At 37.5% G+C, this 18,273-nt stretch carries 6 protein-coding genes and 1 pseudogene; all 7 read left to right on the forward strand.

What is annotated here, in order from left to right; all coding sequences use genetic code 11:
• Positions 1 to 39 precede the first annotated feature (39 nt).
• On the forward strand, positions 40 to 7,326 hold the full coding sequence (locus ACNPNW_RS00105) for an LPD1 domain-containing protein (RefSeq protein ID WP_448766373.1): 7,287 nt from the start codon (positions 40 to 42) through the stop codon (positions 7,324 to 7,326).
• 287 nt (positions 7,327 to 7,613) lie between these two features.
• Positions 7,614 to 14,840 carry an LPD1 domain-containing protein gene (locus ACNPNW_RS00110; protein WP_228273137.1) on the forward strand — a complete coding sequence of 2,409 codons (7,227 nt, stop codon included), beginning with the start codon at positions 7,614 to 7,616 and terminating at the stop codon, positions 14,838 to 14,840.
• 9 nt (positions 14,841 to 14,849) lie between these two features.
• Positions 14,850 to 15,281, forward strand: coding sequence for a hypothetical protein (locus ACNPNW_RS00115; protein ID WP_005005806.1), 432 nt, complete (start codon positions 14,850 to 14,852; stop codon positions 15,279 to 15,281).
• A gap of 272 nt (positions 15,282 to 15,553) precedes the next feature.
• Entirely contained in the window at positions 15,554 to 16,126 is a 573-nt protein-coding gene (locus ACNPNW_RS00120; protein WP_005028673.1) for a hypothetical protein, read from the forward strand.
• A complete protein-coding gene (locus ACNPNW_RS00125) occupies positions 16,080 to 16,868 on the forward strand; it encodes a hypothetical protein (RefSeq protein ID WP_077170153.1) in 789 nt (262 codons plus the stop codon). Before ACNPNW_RS00120 ends, ACNPNW_RS00125 begins: the two co-directional genes overlap by 47 nt.
• A gap of 8 nt (positions 16,869 to 16,876) precedes the next feature.
• Positions 16,877 to 17,359: a hypothetical protein gene (locus tag ACNPNW_RS00130; protein WP_098733065.1), complete on the forward strand. Its 483-nt coding sequence runs from the start codon at positions 16,877 to 16,879 to the stop codon at positions 17,357 to 17,359.
• A 97-nt stretch (positions 17,360 to 17,456) separates the two neighbouring features.
• Positions 17,457 to 18,273, forward strand: a pseudogene (locus tag ACNPNW_RS00135) (hypothetical protein); the annotation flags it as partial.

Genomic DNA, 18,273 nt, shown 5'->3' on the forward strand with positions numbered 1-18,273 from the left:
TAATTAAAAGATGCTTATACATATTGCCATGGAGTTTATATGTCAACTAAAAAGAAATGGTTGGATCTGAGTAGCTTTGGCGCTCAACTTGTAGTAACCCCTAAAACTGATTCAAGAAACCAAGCAGCCATTATTAAGATTAAAGATGTTGAGCTTTTAGAGAAAAAGTTGAACACATCCTTAAACAGCTTCTTAACTGGTTTAAAACAGACTGGAAAGTTTGTTTATATCACCAATGAGCAAAATAACGACCTTAGTTTTATGTATAAGAGTTCGCAAGATAGTCTCTCTCTTGCTGACATAAAATCTGTTTTTCCTTACGACTCTAAAAATGACCTCATTGAAATGGATATGTCAGATATATATCTGCAAAACCCAATGAGTAGTGCTGAAAAAAACCAGTGGCAATCCCTATTTGAACTCAATAATCAAAAGTCCGTTGTGCTTTACCAAGCAAAACAGCAAAAACCGTTTGCCCAAAATACAACCATTATGGGTGCGGTTAAACAATTCAATAAAGCAGATTTAGGCTGGAATAAGCTACCGACATTACTGCAGTCAGTAGATCCATTGCCGTTGGCTGATTTAGACAATTACGGGTACCAAGCAGATAAAACACTGACTCGTTATTATGTTGATAAAGAAGCAGCGCTAAATGCTGGACTCATAGAAGATACGATAGAGCCTATTGAACTAAGCAAACAGCTAGTGATTTCGGTTAATTCAGGCGGTGAAGTACTTGCCCTAAAAGATATTACGCAAATCCCTGAGCTGACCAATTATAAAATATCTTCACATCCAGCATGGCCAGCGTATAACAGCTTACCGAAGCAATTTATTGATATTCGAGAGCTGAATAAGGGACTGAATACGAGCATTGATCCAATTGTGAATGCGCTTAGATCGGATGATCATGCCGTTAATCACCAAGGATTGATCAAGCTTCAAACCTTAGTCACGAAAATCAATGACTGTTTGTATTCATACGAAGAAAACAGCATCCCGTCAGCATTGGCACCATTTGGTATAGAAACAACTGCGTTACAGCTGGTGGACAATGATTGGAAAGTTTGGGAATACAACAACCAAACTTTAGATGTAGAAGAATTCGACCTTACCGATAAGATTAAGGACCTGATCCAAAGCGTTCAAAATAATATTAATAATTTAAGAACATTTGATCCCTACTCAATTGGTGATAGCAGTTTTGATCGTGAATTAATTTATGAAAGTTTGGATGACATCGGTACAAGTTTAGAAAGCTTGGATCTCAATCAAATTAAGCAAACCATACCGCCTGAACCTAAGGTTCCAGTAAAACGTTTGTTCAATCGAATTGATCACTTTTTTAGACACACCAAGTTTAAGCCGAACATTCCGGAACCAGTCATTAAGGACTCTTTGACTAAACTCGCTTTAATGCGAAAAATTAAGCAAGAATACCTACAAAAAATTGCAAAGCTCAAAGAAGAACGTCAAGCCATTGTTGAAGCAAAAGCAACACATACCATCAGTGAGCGTATTGAAAAAGCGGTTGCGATTCAAGTCGCTGTTGCTACTGAAAATGCGTATGTTTTGGATCAGCAAGCCTATGAAGATCAAGCTTATGAAATGGAATTGGCATTAAGTCAGTTAAACATCGCTTCTACGCGTCTGAACAATCTTTATGATAGTTTTTTTGATTCAGTGATAGACCGTGAAGAATACGGCACGGATCTGGATAACTTCCTACAAAGCGTTGTCACCGATGATGAATTGCAAGATGAAATGCAACGTCTATTGGATGAAGCGAACGAGTTTGAAGCTACTCACACCTCAAATGACATTGACATTTATCATTTCAACGTTGATCTAGGTGAAGAACCTAACGGGCTTTGGAATGAAGCTGTTAACCAGTTTGATGTGGTTCATTATTATGATGAACAAGATCAAGAGTTATCTGCAGTCGAAAAGTTTGAATATTCTATTTTGGGATATTCACCATCTCAAGAATCTGCAATGCCAGATTTTAACGATATGGTGTTCTCGAATGCTGTATCAGTGCTGGATAACAGTATTGAGGACATGATTGCGACCAGTGCTGAAAATGTAGGTAAAAACTACTTTTCATTTCATCAGCAAATGCCTCGTATTCTTCAACAACTGCATAGTATTAATAGCCAATTTACGGCGCTTGGTGATGGTGATGCCCATAGCATTGCATCACAATATTTATCGGATGAAAGCTTAGAGCGATTCTATAACCTGTTAGAACAGGACGGTAACTACAAGGGTTTTAATAAGCGTATCGATGTGGCTCATGTGCTTTCTGAGCTGAGTAGCAATATTGGCAACAATCCTGACTCCCCTATCCTTAACCGATTACCTGATATTAGGTCGCAACTCAATCATGCGATAAATGAGGAATTACGTGTACGCACGAATCCTGGTAATGCACTGGCCAACGCGATTGTTTTTGCTGCGACCAATGAAGTTTTGTCTTTAAAAGAAACACTCGAAAAAGATGAAATCTATGTGGTAGACAGCTTTCAAAACTATCTGCCTAAGGTGATACATAAAGACCACTTCAACTCAAATACACAAGAACAGCTTTTTGCCTTAAATAAAAAGGTCGCGGTAAGTATGGCGTATAAGCGCTATCTACAAGACTTTTATCAAAATGCCGTGGGTGAAGAGTCTAAATCTGAAGCGGTTACTGCCATTATTAATAATGAGCACAAGCATATTTTGATGGCACTAGGTTATCTAACACCGACCTACAATGAAGTCACGGCGCCAAAAGACTCGAAAATTGAAAATGTCGTCACGTTGACTGAAGAAGCGGTAAAAACCTACCTAGCTGAAGGTAACGCTTTGATGGTTGAGCCTGAAGTTAGCGCACGTTCTTTGGCGGTGTATAGCAGTACGATAGCATCTGATCAGAACTTCATTCGCTTACTGCCGATGGATCTAGGTCAAAAGGTTAGTTCATTACAAAAGCAAAAAACCATTATGATTAATGGTGCTTCTTCGTTTGAACATATCCTGAGCTCTAATCCGATCAGCAAAAACAAGCTGACCTATGATGACCTTAAGAATGTAATTCTTAATCGTATTTTGACCAAGGAAGCGGTACCGAAATATGAAAAAGGCTTAAAGCTTGATATTGAAGTTAAGAATGTCTATGAGCATGCATCAAGTTTCTTGCCACTTGAAAAGACCGATGTTAACAGTGAAAATGACTTTGGCAATCTCTTTAAACATGGGCTTGTGCTTGAAGCATTACAATCGACTCCAGACTCACTCAAGAATGGATTTAACCTCAACCGTGATTTAATCAATTCTGCCCTACTGCAGTCATTTGAAAATCGTTCTATTGAAGAATGGACGGCACTAAAAAATAAATCTCTCGAGACAAAAACGGGATCTCTTTTAAGCATTATCACCAATCCAGAACGTATCAAAGAGTTTGAGTTTCCTGAGATAAATTTTTATCTCACGGTTTCACCAGCTGATGAACAAAAGCACGGTGCGATTAACTTATATTTCAGCGGTGAACAGATTCCGTCTACCGATCGCTTAATCGTTAAATCAAGTCTGAATGACTTAGCTGCAGACGATAAGGCGCTGTTTAAAGCTTTGACGCTTAGCAATGATTCAGTTTTAAGTACGCAAGAGCAAATGCAGTACTTGATCGACTCATTAGAAAAACGCTATCAGATCTTCCAGTCGATCGAAAACCTACACCTTAAAGAAAAGGTATTGTTTAACCCTGAGTTGGACGATTACAAGGCATTAACTTTGCGTGATGCCGATAATCAATACATCGATCCAACGGCGAAACAAGATCTAATCGATTTTGTGAAAAGCAATGATGTGATGACCAATGTTGATTTGATGAACGTCTTTACCGACTACATCCATCAAAAAGAAATGGATCAAGCGTTTGAAAACGGCTCCAAAATTATTGTGGCCAATGACGGTGCTGATTTAGTGATTTCTGTCATAGATAAAGACACACCAGTTTTACAGCATGATCAATTACGGGTTTTTGATAATGTTGAGCAGTTTGCTAAATTCAACGAGCGTGGTGGATTGTTTAAAGACTTCCAGTTAAACGGGATAAAAGCGCATCTTGTGGACCAAGTATTAAATGATCTTGGGTTACGTGAAAACATACTGCAGACAATCAAGGTGCCATTATCACCCGGTTTTGAAAATATTGATGTTAAAGGCCTTAATGAGATTGTGGCTGTTAATATTTCAACATTGGTCAATAAAATTGATTTTACCTTTGGTGAAAAGCTACTTGAATCTAAAGACCGGTTCGATCTCGCGATTAAAGTTGCCGATGATCAATCTCCGTTAAAACTGGCCATTGTGAATAATGCCGAACATCAGCAATTTGTTGATCAAGGCTATAAAATTCTTCCTACGCCAAAGCACCCGAACTCTAAGAACTTCTTAATTACTGATTTTGCAAAATCATTCAAAAAAGCAGAATTATTTAAGTCTCGCGATCAAGTATATAAACCTGAACATATGGTTCAAAGCGCACCTGTTGTAGAAGTTGCCCAAGAACCATTGGTTGAAGAACCGATCGTAACTGAACCTGAAGTTCAAAAGCCTACTGAACCAGAAGTACAGGAAGCAACGGTAGAAGTTGTAGAGCCGACTGAGCCAGTTGCTCCAGAGCAAACATCACTGTTTGAGTCTGAGGGTAAGCCTGAAGCTGAAGCACCAAAAGAGCCAAAAACAACCAAACCGAAAGCCACTGAGTCACGTTCTGAAGTTGGACTTATTGAAGATACGGGTATGAAAATGCCTGGTGCGAAAAAGGATCTGTATGGTCCACGTTTATCGCTCAGTCAGATTCAAGATATGTCGCTTTTGCAAGTCAAAAACCTAATTACGCGTGACAAAATTTGGAAAAAGGAATCGGTTTTACAAGCAAAAGAAGCTGGTCGAGATATTTACATTCACTTGCTGACTGACGCTGTACGCAAGATGACGAATGATCAGCCACGTTATCCGCTTGAAAATGCCACTGAAGAACAGTTTAAAAAAGTAGGTGCTGGATACTATGACGCTGTTTTAAGTATGCGTGATGCTTTAATGGAAGCAAAAACAGTTCGTGAATTTATTCCTAATGCATGTGATTTATACGTTCGTTTGAATGAAGACAAAGATCTGTTCACGGCGTTTAAATCATTAGATCGGTCATTATTTTCATTGGTAGAAAGCTATGCTGAATATGCTGCCACTGACATGATTATTAGTTCTGAATTGGCGAAAACCGATAGTAGTGAAGCACGTAAAACGCTCACTGAAGCACTTCATCATTTACGGAAAGAGTTACCGCCAGTTAAAGGCACCTACTCTATCTATAAAAAAATACGTAGTGCGATTGATGCCAAACCGTTCCAAGACAAAGTAAAAGCGACTGTTACTTTTAGAAGTGGCAACATTATAGATTCGAGTACGCTATTTAGCAGATCTGATGCTGGTCTATCTGAACAAGTAATGGATCTGTTAACTGCTAAAAAAACCAAAGACGCAACTGCAGAGAATGATGATACTCAAGAAGTCTCGTTATCTGAAAAGAATGTATCGAACATTGTAGATGACACGGCGAGTACCTTAGATGCCCTATTCAAAGAGTATGCTAAGCCTCGTACTATGCGTAAGGCATTCAAGCTCAGTGATGTGGTTGTGACGGAAAACATTGCTTCACGTAATGGCCAAGATGTTACAGCACATACCTTGCAAGCGACCTTTGGATTTAAAGCCGTAGAGTTTGGCGAGTACTTGAACCAGAGCGATCGTCAAATCGCATTAAATAACGCATATGACGGTTGTTTCGCTCTTGCTAAGGCACTTGATATAGATCCGAAATTTGTTGGCTTTAACGGTATGTTGGGTGTTGCTTTTGGTTCGCGTGGACGTTCCGCTGCGATGGCACATTACGAGCCATCTAACCGTGTGACTAACTTAACCAAGAATTCAGGTTTTGGCTCGTTTGGTCATGAATTTTTCCATGCCTATGACCATCTCATTTTTAGTGCGATGACACGCAATCAACCAAAAATGATGATGGAAAACGTACAGCCTTATCTAACTCGTTTTGCAGAATTGAATAACATTAAGTCTGAGAAGTATGCCAACATTAACCAAGATTTGTTGCAAGCTGCAGCCAAAGTAAATCAAGCGATGTATTACTTGCCAATGAAAAAGGATGACTCGATAGAAGTACTTCGCACGAATCTTGAGAATCAAGTCAAGTTTTATGAAACCAGCATCAAAACGATTTTGGATAAAACATTGGTAGATCAACCTGACATTGTTGATTTGTTTACGCCAGATAGAGACAGCATAAAAGAGAAAATTAATACGTTTATTGCGGAACGTGGCAAGTTGCATACTGAACTATCTTCATTGATTAACTTCGCTAATCGTCATGAAGATCCTGAACTTTTCCAAAAGGACGCCATACAACATAGACGTTATATGCACGTTGCCCAAGGCTTGCATAAGTTCTTGTCTGAAAATGAGTATCCAATCCCACGGACTGAGCTCAACAAATATATCTCGCAATCTCGTTCTGAAATTGATCATGATCGTGTCTTTGCAGCGCAAGTACTTGGTGCAGCGAACAGTACAGTCTTTAGATCAGTTGTATTCCGTGATTATCGACAAATGTTGCGTAGTCAGTTTGCGATATGTGCACTCGACTTCATCAAAGAAAACAGCCCTAAACCATTGTCAGATGAACACTTAAAGTTAATTTCTTTAAGCTTACAGACGAACGATCGCTTAACATCAACTAATCAATCTCAGCTAAAAACTGATTTCTACAAAAATGCGATGGTATTAGAGGGCTTAACAAGTGCTAAGAAGCCGTATTGGACGACCGCACATGAAATGTTTGCCCGTAGTGGTGAGCAGTACTTACAAGTGACCTTAGCAGAAATGAACTTGCGTAATGATTGGCTTGTTTACCCATGTCCTGAAGGTGGTTCATCTTCTGTAACTCAACCGCATGGTATAGAAAAAGATGCAATCATGAAGGAGATTCGCGAATTTACGGTGAAAGGCCTGGACTATATTCAGGAAAATATTGCTGAACTGCGTTTTGCTGATCATCAGCAGTATGTCAGAAATGCAATGCACTTCTTCCAACCGGGTACAGATCAACATGAGAACCTAGTTAAATGGAATGAAGTCATTAATGAGATGTCACAAGCTGAATACGATGAATATTGGACTAAGCTCATGACCAACATTGAAGTACAAGCAGATCCAGAATTAAGCAAACAAAAGAATAGCGATCCTGAATTGGCACTATAAGCAATTTTGAGATCTTGGATGCTATCCCCTGTGGGTGGCATCTTTTTTTATACGGTGGCATTTTTATTTATAAAAAAAGAAAGAATAGTGCACGGTTTTAGATGGTTTTATTAAAAATGATAGGTATTTAAACAGTGCTATTTACTCGGTATATACTATTTTAAAGAATAACGCTTAAACCCTCCCTCAAAGTTAATTTTTTAGTTTAATATAAGCACATATAAGTACTCGTAAGAGTCGTTTTAAAGTCTTGGATCATGCTATGTGACCAAGTAGGAGACTATAAAGTGAATGAAGTTAAATGGCCTAATTTAACTGGTCTTGGTGCGCGTCTTGTAGTATCGCCAGCCAACAATTTTCGCCCAAAAACGGCGATGCTTGTTGTTAATGAATTTGAGCAATTCAAAAAATCTATTGAACAAAACAGTTCTAAGCAATTTGAACAAGTGTTAATGGATGCCCATTTTTATGAAGTGCAAAATGATGATGGTATTCATGCGTACTACTATAAAAACCCGGCAAAGTCTGGTATCGATCTAAACGATCTTCAGAAGGTCTTTCCAGCGTTTACCAACGATATGAAAGTACCGACTAAGCAAGAAGATATTTATCTCACCAATCTACCGTTTAAAAAGAACATTCCGAACTGGAAAAGTTACTTCGCATCAGCGACCGAACGCCTTTCCGCTTTCCCTGAAGTGTATGTCAGCAAGCTAAACAATGGATCTAATATCCTTGATACGCTGAAAACCAGTCTTCAGGAATCGAACAAATCCTACTTGGCTCAATTTCAGTCTTCAAAAATTCCTTTTAATCGTCTTCAAGATTATGGCTATGAAAATATCTTCTCTAAAGTCTATCTAGATGAAGAATCGGCGATGGCCAGTGGCGAAAGTCCAGATAAACTAGCCAAAATTAAGTTGTCTCCATTTGCAGTACCCGTCAATTACGAAAAAGATGGTTCGTTACTGATTATTGATGACTTGCGCCATATTCCTGAAATCTTTGCTCATGATCCGTATGAAGCATTGGGGTTAAATGACAATATTAACCTGGTGCATTTTGCTCATGAATACGAGTCCACTTTTAATCAGCTGATTGAGCATGGCCGTGGCAACAGAATGTTTAACATGAGCTTTAAAGATGTTGATGCTTATGTACAAAAATTAGCTTCTGATCTTGTTGTGATAGACCGTGTGTTTAATCAACAGCAATTGCCGTATCCAAAGCTATTAGAATCAGCTAAACAAGGTATTCCAGCTTTTTATAAAGATGAACACGGCACATGGATGGCGTCTAAACAAGGTATTGAAACACGCCTTGTAGATAAGATGGTGTATGACGCTGCCATGCTTCGCCATGATGTCTTACAACAAATGGTACGCCAGATGCCAACAGGTAAAGTTTTCTTTGCCGATCTGAGCCAAGAGTTCTCTGAATTCTCTGTAAACATCGTTCCTAAGTTTAATGCGTTCTATGATCACCAATCTGCTGAAATCAAACAGCGTAAACTAGAAGAACAACTCAATGAATCAAATGTTAACGAGATCTTGAATGATCTTGATGTTAATTTTGAGGCAACTGAGAAGGCATCTATTACTGAGTCTGATCTACTCAACATTGCAAATGACCTCCCTACTCCAGAAATTGATGATGTTGCCGTACTTAAAGAGCTCTTAAAGTTTCCTGAAGAATTATTGGATGCAAGAGGCAATGACAAGGTGCGTGATTTCGCGCCGTCTATGCTTGAAATTAGACAGATCTTGGATGTCTATGTCATTCCTAAGGCTACCGAACAAGCTCAACAAATTGAGAAGCAATATAGTGATTATCTAAATCAGAAATATGCTGAAATTCAAGATGTCGTGCGCTCAGCTACACAAACAAAAAACTTCAGCGTAGATGATATTCAAGCGATCTCTGACGAAATCGACACACACAATGTTGAGATCTCAAAACAGTACAATGAAGTTAAAAAAGTCTTATGGCAAAGTGAAACTTTGGTATCTGGCATTACGTCTGCAACAAATACCTTTTTGTTTAATAAAAACAGCTTCTACTACGCTAAAGATGAAAACGGCAAATTTGTAGGTTTTGAATCTGAAGTAGAAAGCAATCAACATAAAGCGGATCTGTTCAAATTACTATCTAAGCAATTCGACAATCAATTGGTTTCAATTAACACGCCTGAGCTTCAGGAATTTGTGAATAATGAAACTGCAGTTGATATGTTGATGTCACGCACGAACAATTATGTTGAGCAAAATATCAATGATTTTGTTGCTGGTGATTTTTCTGCGCCTTTAGAGCTAGAGCAAGATGTACAGCGTTTAGAGTTAAGCGATCTGTGCACGGCTGATCTTGCTAATAACGATAAATTAGCTTCAGCGTATTTTGAAGAGTTTACTCGGCTTCTTGATGAATCAAACTTTGATGAAGCATTTTTAAAACAATCTCTATCACAAACTAAAAGTGCGTCATTCTTAAAGAACGGTGTAAATGAGATTTTATTCCGTAATTTATTGGTGCCAAATGCAAGTGAAAACTTCAATCGTAAGACTAAATCTGATTCTGTTCCTGAGGATATTCTTGCTAAAACTTCATCACATACAGATGGGTTTAGTCTGGACCGTCAGTTCAATCGCTTTGTTGAAGTTCAAAGCTTCCAAAAGGCATTAACAGCCAAATATCCGCAACAAGACTGGTCATTTATCACAAAGGATGACCGTGGCGAAAACATCAAGTCGATTGCTGAAGATATGCAGTCTGACATGGAAGAAGACCGTAAAGATGCAAAGGATCTGTTGTCGAGTATCGAACGTCAGTTTTATTCTAAAAATTCGACCTTATTTGTCTCGAACATGGATCTCGCTGCAGATGAAATCTATGTTCAGATTAAACCAACGGGTGACATTGACGATTTAAAAGTTAAAACCGTTAAATCAAATGAATTTGATGAAAACAAACATTTTTCATTGTCTACCGATGGCTACAAAGCAACAAATCAAGCGTATGCGAACATTGCCAAGTATTTTGTTGAAAAAACCCTATATCTAGAAGATGGCGATTATGACAAGGCACAAAAACTAGCTGCCTTAGTGATTGCTGGTGAAGATAAAGAGCTCAAACAAGAAACTAAGAAAGTCTTTGGTGTAGAGCTGACTGCAGATGACTTGAAGCAAGTCCAAAGCATGCAGTTAGAAGATGGTAAGCTCCAGTTAAACAAAACTGCCCTACCGAACCACAACTACAACAACATTCAGCTATTCAACTATCTGAACCTGATTGATATTAATCAGCGTACAGTTTTTGGCAAATTTGATGTTGAAGTACAAAAAGAATTTGAGGTGATTAAGGATCTTCTCAAACCTAATGTAGCTTTTCAGAATAACGTTAAATATTTTTCTCTAACAGCTGAAGAAGAGAACGTACAGTTCAATAGTGAATCTGAATACTTTAACACTCAGCTAGAAAATGCTGTAAAGCACTATGAAGATCACCACGGCGCAATCAAGATCCCTGATCATGATTTGTTTATAACTGTGTTTCAAAAGAATGATCTTCAGTATATACGCCTCTACAATCATAAAGACAAAAATGCGCCGTTTATTGGGCATTCAGTTTCCCTAGATGCCAATATACATAAGGCTACTGGCTTTAATGATAGAGATGCGGTTAAAACGTCTGCGAATGCTTTGTTTAAGTTATCGACTTCACGCAACAGCATGACGTTTATGCCTCCAGCTAAGTTCACTTTTGAAAAATATTACGAGTCAGATCTCAACTTCTTCAAAGCTAAAGATAGTCAGCAAACTTTAATCAATAAAGTGTTTACGTCTTTACCAAACAAGATGTTCCAGTACATTTCTGATCATCCATCTAATTTCAACTCTAAATTAGATTTCATCAGCAATCTTAATTCTGCAACATACGAAAAGTTTGAGGATCTTAGCTACGATAAAAAACCGAATGAAGTCACTGAGCTTCTGAGCAACATCTCTCCAGCGTACACCTATGTTATCGCTCATGTAGATGGCCAGACAGCAATCATGCCTAAAAACTTAACCAAAGTTTTTGATGTTCAGGCATTTGAAGAAGTTCATCCGTTTGATTTGGTGAACTCTAAACTTCAGAAAAGTGATCTTAAAGAACTTTTTAGCAATGGTATCAATGGTGAACCTGATCCGTTCATTAATAAGCTCAAATTTAGTGTTGTATTAAACCGTGTAGGTAATCCAGAACTTGAGGATATTCAGCCTAGATTTATGTTAGAGCAGATCGCCGTGAATGAGGCGTTTGCAGAAAAATATAAAACCTTAACCGCTTTAAATGAAGTCAATGCCGTCATGCTTGAGCATGTCAAAGCATTACAAGATACGATTAAACAGGCTTATGCTGAGCATTTTGTAGGTTCCAACCCTAAAGTTCACCAATACAAGTTGCTAAACAAATCATCTCAACAAGATGAAACACCGCAATTGTTTATGGTTGATACGGACTATGAGCCTCAATTAACTGCCGTGCTTCTTCGTATACCGTCTCATGACTATCAGTATCAATTGATTACTGGTTTTGATGATGTAGACCAGTTTAGTCACGAAATCTTAAATGCTATCGAATCTAAGGTTAATTTCGGTACCACTTTAGAGCAATTAGCACTATCTAACTTGCCTGAAATTCAGATTAAACACAAAACTGACTTTGAGAATAAACAGTTAGCAAGTTTGCATTTCCAAACTTTGATTACGAATACGCTTGGTGCTCTATACGATCAAACCGCACACATAAAGCCGTATATCAAAACTGAAAATCACAAATTGTTTTTGGCCATCAAGCCATCGACCGACAATGAATATGCATCGGTTAAACTTTTTGGTGATAAGTCCGATATTCACGGTGATTACAAGTCTCTGTGCGTTTTTCCTGTTAAAAGTATGCGCTCAGTTGAAGATGTCTTACAACTTCAAAACCGTGTGTTTACTGACTTCACGTTTATCGATCAATTGGTACCAAAAGACAAATATGTGCCTGTTGATGTAAAGGTAGAGCCAAGTGACTCCCCTGCTATGTACTTAGGTGATGTAGGTGCCAAGTTTGGCGGTGCACATAAAGATCGCTACGGTGAATACATTTCATTGGAATATATTTCAGCGACATCAGCCGATCAAACAGCTACGGACTATCGAAAAGCAAAAATCGTTGCAAATAAAGAATTCCAAGCTTGGTACACCAATACGCCACTCGGTATTGATGACAAAATATTCGTAAAGGCAATGTATGACTACTGCCCAACTAAACCGTTATTCTCTAAAAATGCGTTGATGCTTGATAGCCAACGAGCGACAGAATTACGTGCGTATGTGGCTGTTGTTTCTAACATCAGAAATTTGATGGTAGATACTCAAGAAGAGTTGATTCATGCGGTAAGAAACAATAAAAGCTTATCTGCTGAAAGTCTTGGTATGACTGATCGCCAACGTAAAGACTATATCGGGCTTTATAGTAAAGGTACCAAGAACAACTACAAAAACTACTTCGAATTGCTTAGCAATTTGAATGAGTACTACATTATGCCAGAACATACAGGCGGTATCAGTGTTCAGCTTGAGAAAATCATCGAAAAAACGATTGATAAAGAACTCAGTGAGATTCTATCAACAGGTAAGATCTTTGATTTTTACGGTAAGTCGAAAGTCACTAAAGATGTGAGCGATGCGATCAGCAACATGCAACGTACTGGCTTATATTCAACTGTGCTTGAACCATACGTTCTGAAAAGTGCGATTGAAAGTGGTTTAGTTAAAGCTGAATCTGCACCTATTTATGTTAAAGATCCTGTTGCACCAGTTATAGAAGCAACGACTGAAGCTGTGAATACACCTAAAGCACCACGTTTGCCGTCATTTACCAGTGAAGTGAAAAAACTTGAAAATGGCTTTGTGACTGAAAAAGTCCAATCAAGTATTTACGGATTGTTAAATTACTCTCGTACTGGTCCTGATCATCGCCAAGGTGCCGATGTGGATTCATTCAAGCTTAAAGATGACTTTTCTATCCGTGGTGTTGAAGTAGGCAATAAAGTTAGTCCTGTGGCTCAACAGTTGGTTAATGCCGTGTATGACTCATTGGCTGACTTAAAACAACTCATGGGCTTTAAATCAAACAATGGTTTATTGAACTTGGGTGTTGCTTTGGCTTCACGCGGAATTAAAGGATCTGCAGCGCATTTTGAACTGTCTAAGAACGTGGTTAACTTAACTCGTGATAGCGGATCTGGAAGTTTGGCTCATGAGTATGGCCATGCGCTAGATGCACACTTGGGAATGTTGGAAAAAGCGGAAGTATATAAAAATCACGCTCAAATGAATCGTTCTGTACTTCAGGACTATTATGAAGACATCCCTAATTTTGAGATACCAGGTGCACGACACTTCTTATCAAATATGTTGGATGCTGGATACTCCCCTGTTACTGAGTCCGGTCGTGCTTTTGAAAAGGTACATCGTGCGATGATGAATGAGCCAGTTCAGCCAATGAAAAATTACGGTCAAGTACTTCATGAGAATGCTGAGACTGCAATCAAGGCGTACCACACTGTTGCTGATTCAATGCATGATGAAGTGATTAAGAATAAAGAGAATTATCCTAATTCTACGCGCAAAACCTTAAACAGCTTCTTTGACTGGCACCAAAAGCACTATGAAGATCTCATTCGCCGTCAGTTTGAGAAAATTGAAGAGTACTTGAAGAAGTATGAGCGTGAATATAAAGCTGATACAAACCTATCTTTCTTCAGTACAGTTCAAGACAAGGTGGATGTCATTGTCTCTAAAATTAACACTGACATTAATGCTATAAGCTTTAAGTCGTTTGAGCGCTATCAGCAAAAACTTAATGATATGCGCCAGCCAGAACATCATTTACCTACAACCGGTTTGGAAGAAAAAATTACAGGTGTTGCGAACGCAGCGAATGTGGATTTAAAAACACTATCGCAAAACCTATCTGAATACTTGATAGAGTCATCTAAATACAAGTTCTATAACCTGGTAGAGAAGTACATGCCTGAGGGAGTTAAAAATCCTCATACTCAAATGCAAAACTTCTTTGATAAGTCGCAAGACGTTGAAGTTAACGTAGGTGATATTCGTTTTAGTGACAATCTATCGCGTTATAAAAAGGACTGTTTAAATATCGACAGTGCTGAAAATCGTGCAACGCCGTATTACGCGACCAGTACCGAAATGTTTGCTCGTTATTTTGAGACTTATTTGTACTCTAAAGTTTCAAATGAAAATGAAATGAAAAACTCATTTTTAATTGACGGCTACCCTACCGTACAACCTAAAGGTTTAGAGTTTGAGATCTGCAGAAACTTGACTGAACAATTAGTCGAAACTTGTGTGAATGAAATATTTGATCAAGATCTGCAAAACGAAAATACCCAAAAAATTATTGCTGAAGTTTCGATTGAAAAAGAAAATGAAGCTGACCAATTAAGACTTGAGATGTGAGATAACTAAATGCAATACGAAAATATTCATGAAGCAAAAACGCCACTTAAAAGCATGATTACTCGTAGTCATGCCTATATTCGCCTGTTGGTAGAAAAAAGTATGGCTGATGGTATTAAGTTTAAATATCACAACGGTAGACGTTTAACTCAAATTGATGATCCTGAGCGTGTTGTTTCTCAAATCTTCCCTTATTTTTTCCGTTTAGTTTTCTTGGAAATATCAACTTATTACGGTCAAACATTTGATGGTCTTAAGTTTCATTCTAAGAAACGTGCAACAGGAACATTGCAATTAGAGGTCAGTATTCTTGAAGACAAAATACCGAACCAATTAGAGTTTTTCACCTTTATTAGTTACGTTTTTAACTATGGGTTTTTAAAAAATCAATTCCATGAAGACTTAACCCTTTTAACCAAAGCAACAAAGTTTGCCAGTTAAAAGTTAGATCCATTTTAAATCTTAGATTTAGGTATATACTAAAAATAATTTTTAAATATTTAAACTTTCAATGTGGCTTTATAATCAAATAAAGCCATATTGATTTAGAAACAAGTTAGATATTTCTGAATTAAAAGTGTGGCGAAAGTATCAGTTTTATAAGTCAAACAGTCTGCAGTCTTTTAAGTAACTGTTGTAACGAAATAGTCATAACTGAGTCGCTGTACATTTGATGTGTATGCCCTTTTATTAATCCCATTGGAGATGATCGAATGCAAAAACCATTGCATGAAAATCTTGAAAACTTTCTGCCTTACTTGAAAAGTGAACTCGCTGCCAAAGGTATTTTAAGTGCGTCACTCAAAACCATCTTTTTGAACTACATTGATCAGATCACAAAAGAGAATAGATTCGTCAGCCATACCAATACGACCGATCGACAAATTGTATATATAGAACGTGGCGATGATGCATTGATGTTGCGCTTTAAATATTTTGTTGAAAATAATGAGTACTTAGAAGTTGAGTTAATCATCACGGATACTCATGTAAAGTTGGTTTATGCTGAATCACCAGAATTACACTTGCTTTATGATGATGAAACACCAATTTGCTTAGATGCTGGCCAGTTAATCAAGTGTACCAATGACTATGGAACATCACTTGCTACTTTAATTAGCGCCCTATTCCAATGTTTACTCAGTGATGATCCACAAAAAAATATCCAAGACGTACTTAATCAAACTAATCTTTTTGACAAAGTTTCAGATGAAAATGCCGAATTAAACAAGGGTTCACATGATTTCGATAACCGACAAAATCAAGCAAATATCTGGGTTTTCTGATTCAGATTCAGAAGTTGTTAAGGATAGTGTTTTATCCTTATCTACTGCTTTGTGGATCATGAATATACTCATGTCCACAAATTTTGTTATTGGTTTAACCAAGAGAGATCAGAAGCTTTTTGATAATGCCAAAGAAACACTGATTACTGAAATGAAGCGGTTAAATTACAATCTTAGCGATTATAAAGTACTCCCTGTTTCAAAAAAGAATGAACCGCTTTTGCTTCAAATTAAACTTGAACAAAAATCAGATCGGATCATAGATTTAGTCAATGCCAATTTAAAGGATTTATCCAAAGACGAGTCCATGGTTATTGAAGTTCTTTATGCAAATTTAATGAATAGTAATAGTGGTGTTTGCATCACTATAAGCGATATTCATGATAAAACAGCGCTTCAAGTCAGTGAGATTCTTACTGACATTTCAAAAGAATTAAAGGTATCTACTTTATCCGATGTTCTTGATATTTATGCACGACCAATTGAACATAATAATGCCAAGGTGAGATTTACCCTGGTGAACCCATGGGCATTATCAACCGATAGAAAAAAGACTCTTTGCATTGCTGCACCCATATTCAATGAATACAACAGTCCATTTAAATTAATTGCACTTCTTCAAAATATCATTTATCTAATTAATCAGAAGTGTACTAAAGAGACGGACCTTCTATTCGATTCCATTAACCTACCAAAATTTCAAAATAGACTTTTTGGCCAAAGCTTTTTTTATATTAATTAGGACTAACCATGAAAAACCAAACACGCCCATTTACTGTAGTGTTGTTGGCTCCTATTGCAGAACAACCTATTCATGCTTTAGTTGCGCCATCAGGTGATTCAATTCTGTTATCACAAGATACGAAAGTCTCTACTCTCGCAAATTGTCCAGATATGATCGAATCTGAGTTCGGTACATATGATGAATTTCTTATCGAACATCGCGATCAATTTATGCTGTTTAACCAAGTCGCATCTGATTTAGATCCTGATCTAATTTTTCCTAAAGTGCATTCAGACCTACTTGAAGATAGCTTATGTATTATTCGTTCTATTTTCGCTTTTGAACGTTTCAAATTAGAAGAAGAACAAAAGAATGCTACTCGTAAAGAGCCTAAAGAAATTAATCAAGAATATTTAATGAAACGTGCGATAGACCAGGCAATGACTTTAGAGCAAGATGTTTCTGACCTTTCATCAAATGTAGAGCGCTTACAAAGCCCGATGCCTTAAACTCCATTAAATATATTTAAAATTAACTTTAAACCCTCTCTTAAAACTTATATGCTTATTAGTAATAGTTTAAGGGTGTGGTTTAAAGTATTTTTAAATGGATACAAATTTAGTTTTTTTCGATGACTTTAACGCTACTTCTAACACCTCTTCTGGTGAAAATCACCGTTCTTTAAATAACGTACTATTCTTCTTTCTCAACTATCATAAAGGTACGTTTTTAGCTGATACGATATTTTTTGATACCCACTATCAAACAATTGACAACCGTAATATTGTCGGGGTTTTGCCTGTTCTTTTTAGTATCTGCCAGATTGACCGTTCAGAAGGTCACACCGGGCAAATAGTCGATATTCAACAGGATCTAAATAACGTAGATGAAGATGATTATGAACCTGTAATTGATATAGATGATACGCAAACATTTAACTTGTTCTACCACTTCCTTAAACCATCCAATGATGCACCTGTAAAACCACACCTTAATCAACTAAAAGTATTACCAGACAACTTAATCGATTCGATTAAACACCATGAGCTTTTAAATTACATTCTTGCTCTCATTGAGAATAAGATCTGGACCGATTCTGATGTATTTAAGTATGAGTACAAAAATAGGTTTTTGTTTTGCGTTTTTATCTATTTGTCCAAGGCCGTAGATCTAAGTTTTAATAGCTCTCACGATTCTTTCACGAGCTGGCTTGAACTGCGTAACCTATCTTGGTTTGGTGCTAATGAAGTTGATACCAGTAACTTTGCAACATTAGAGCTTTATATACATGCCCTATCCTACACGCTTAAACTGGCAAACCATATTGTAAAAGCAATCATCAATAATAATGTGACGCCGTTTAAAGTTGCACCGCAAGAAGAATTGTTTTACTTTTTTGCTGAACGTACAGACGCACGTTCTC

The organism is Acinetobacter endophylla (assembly GCF_053543775.1).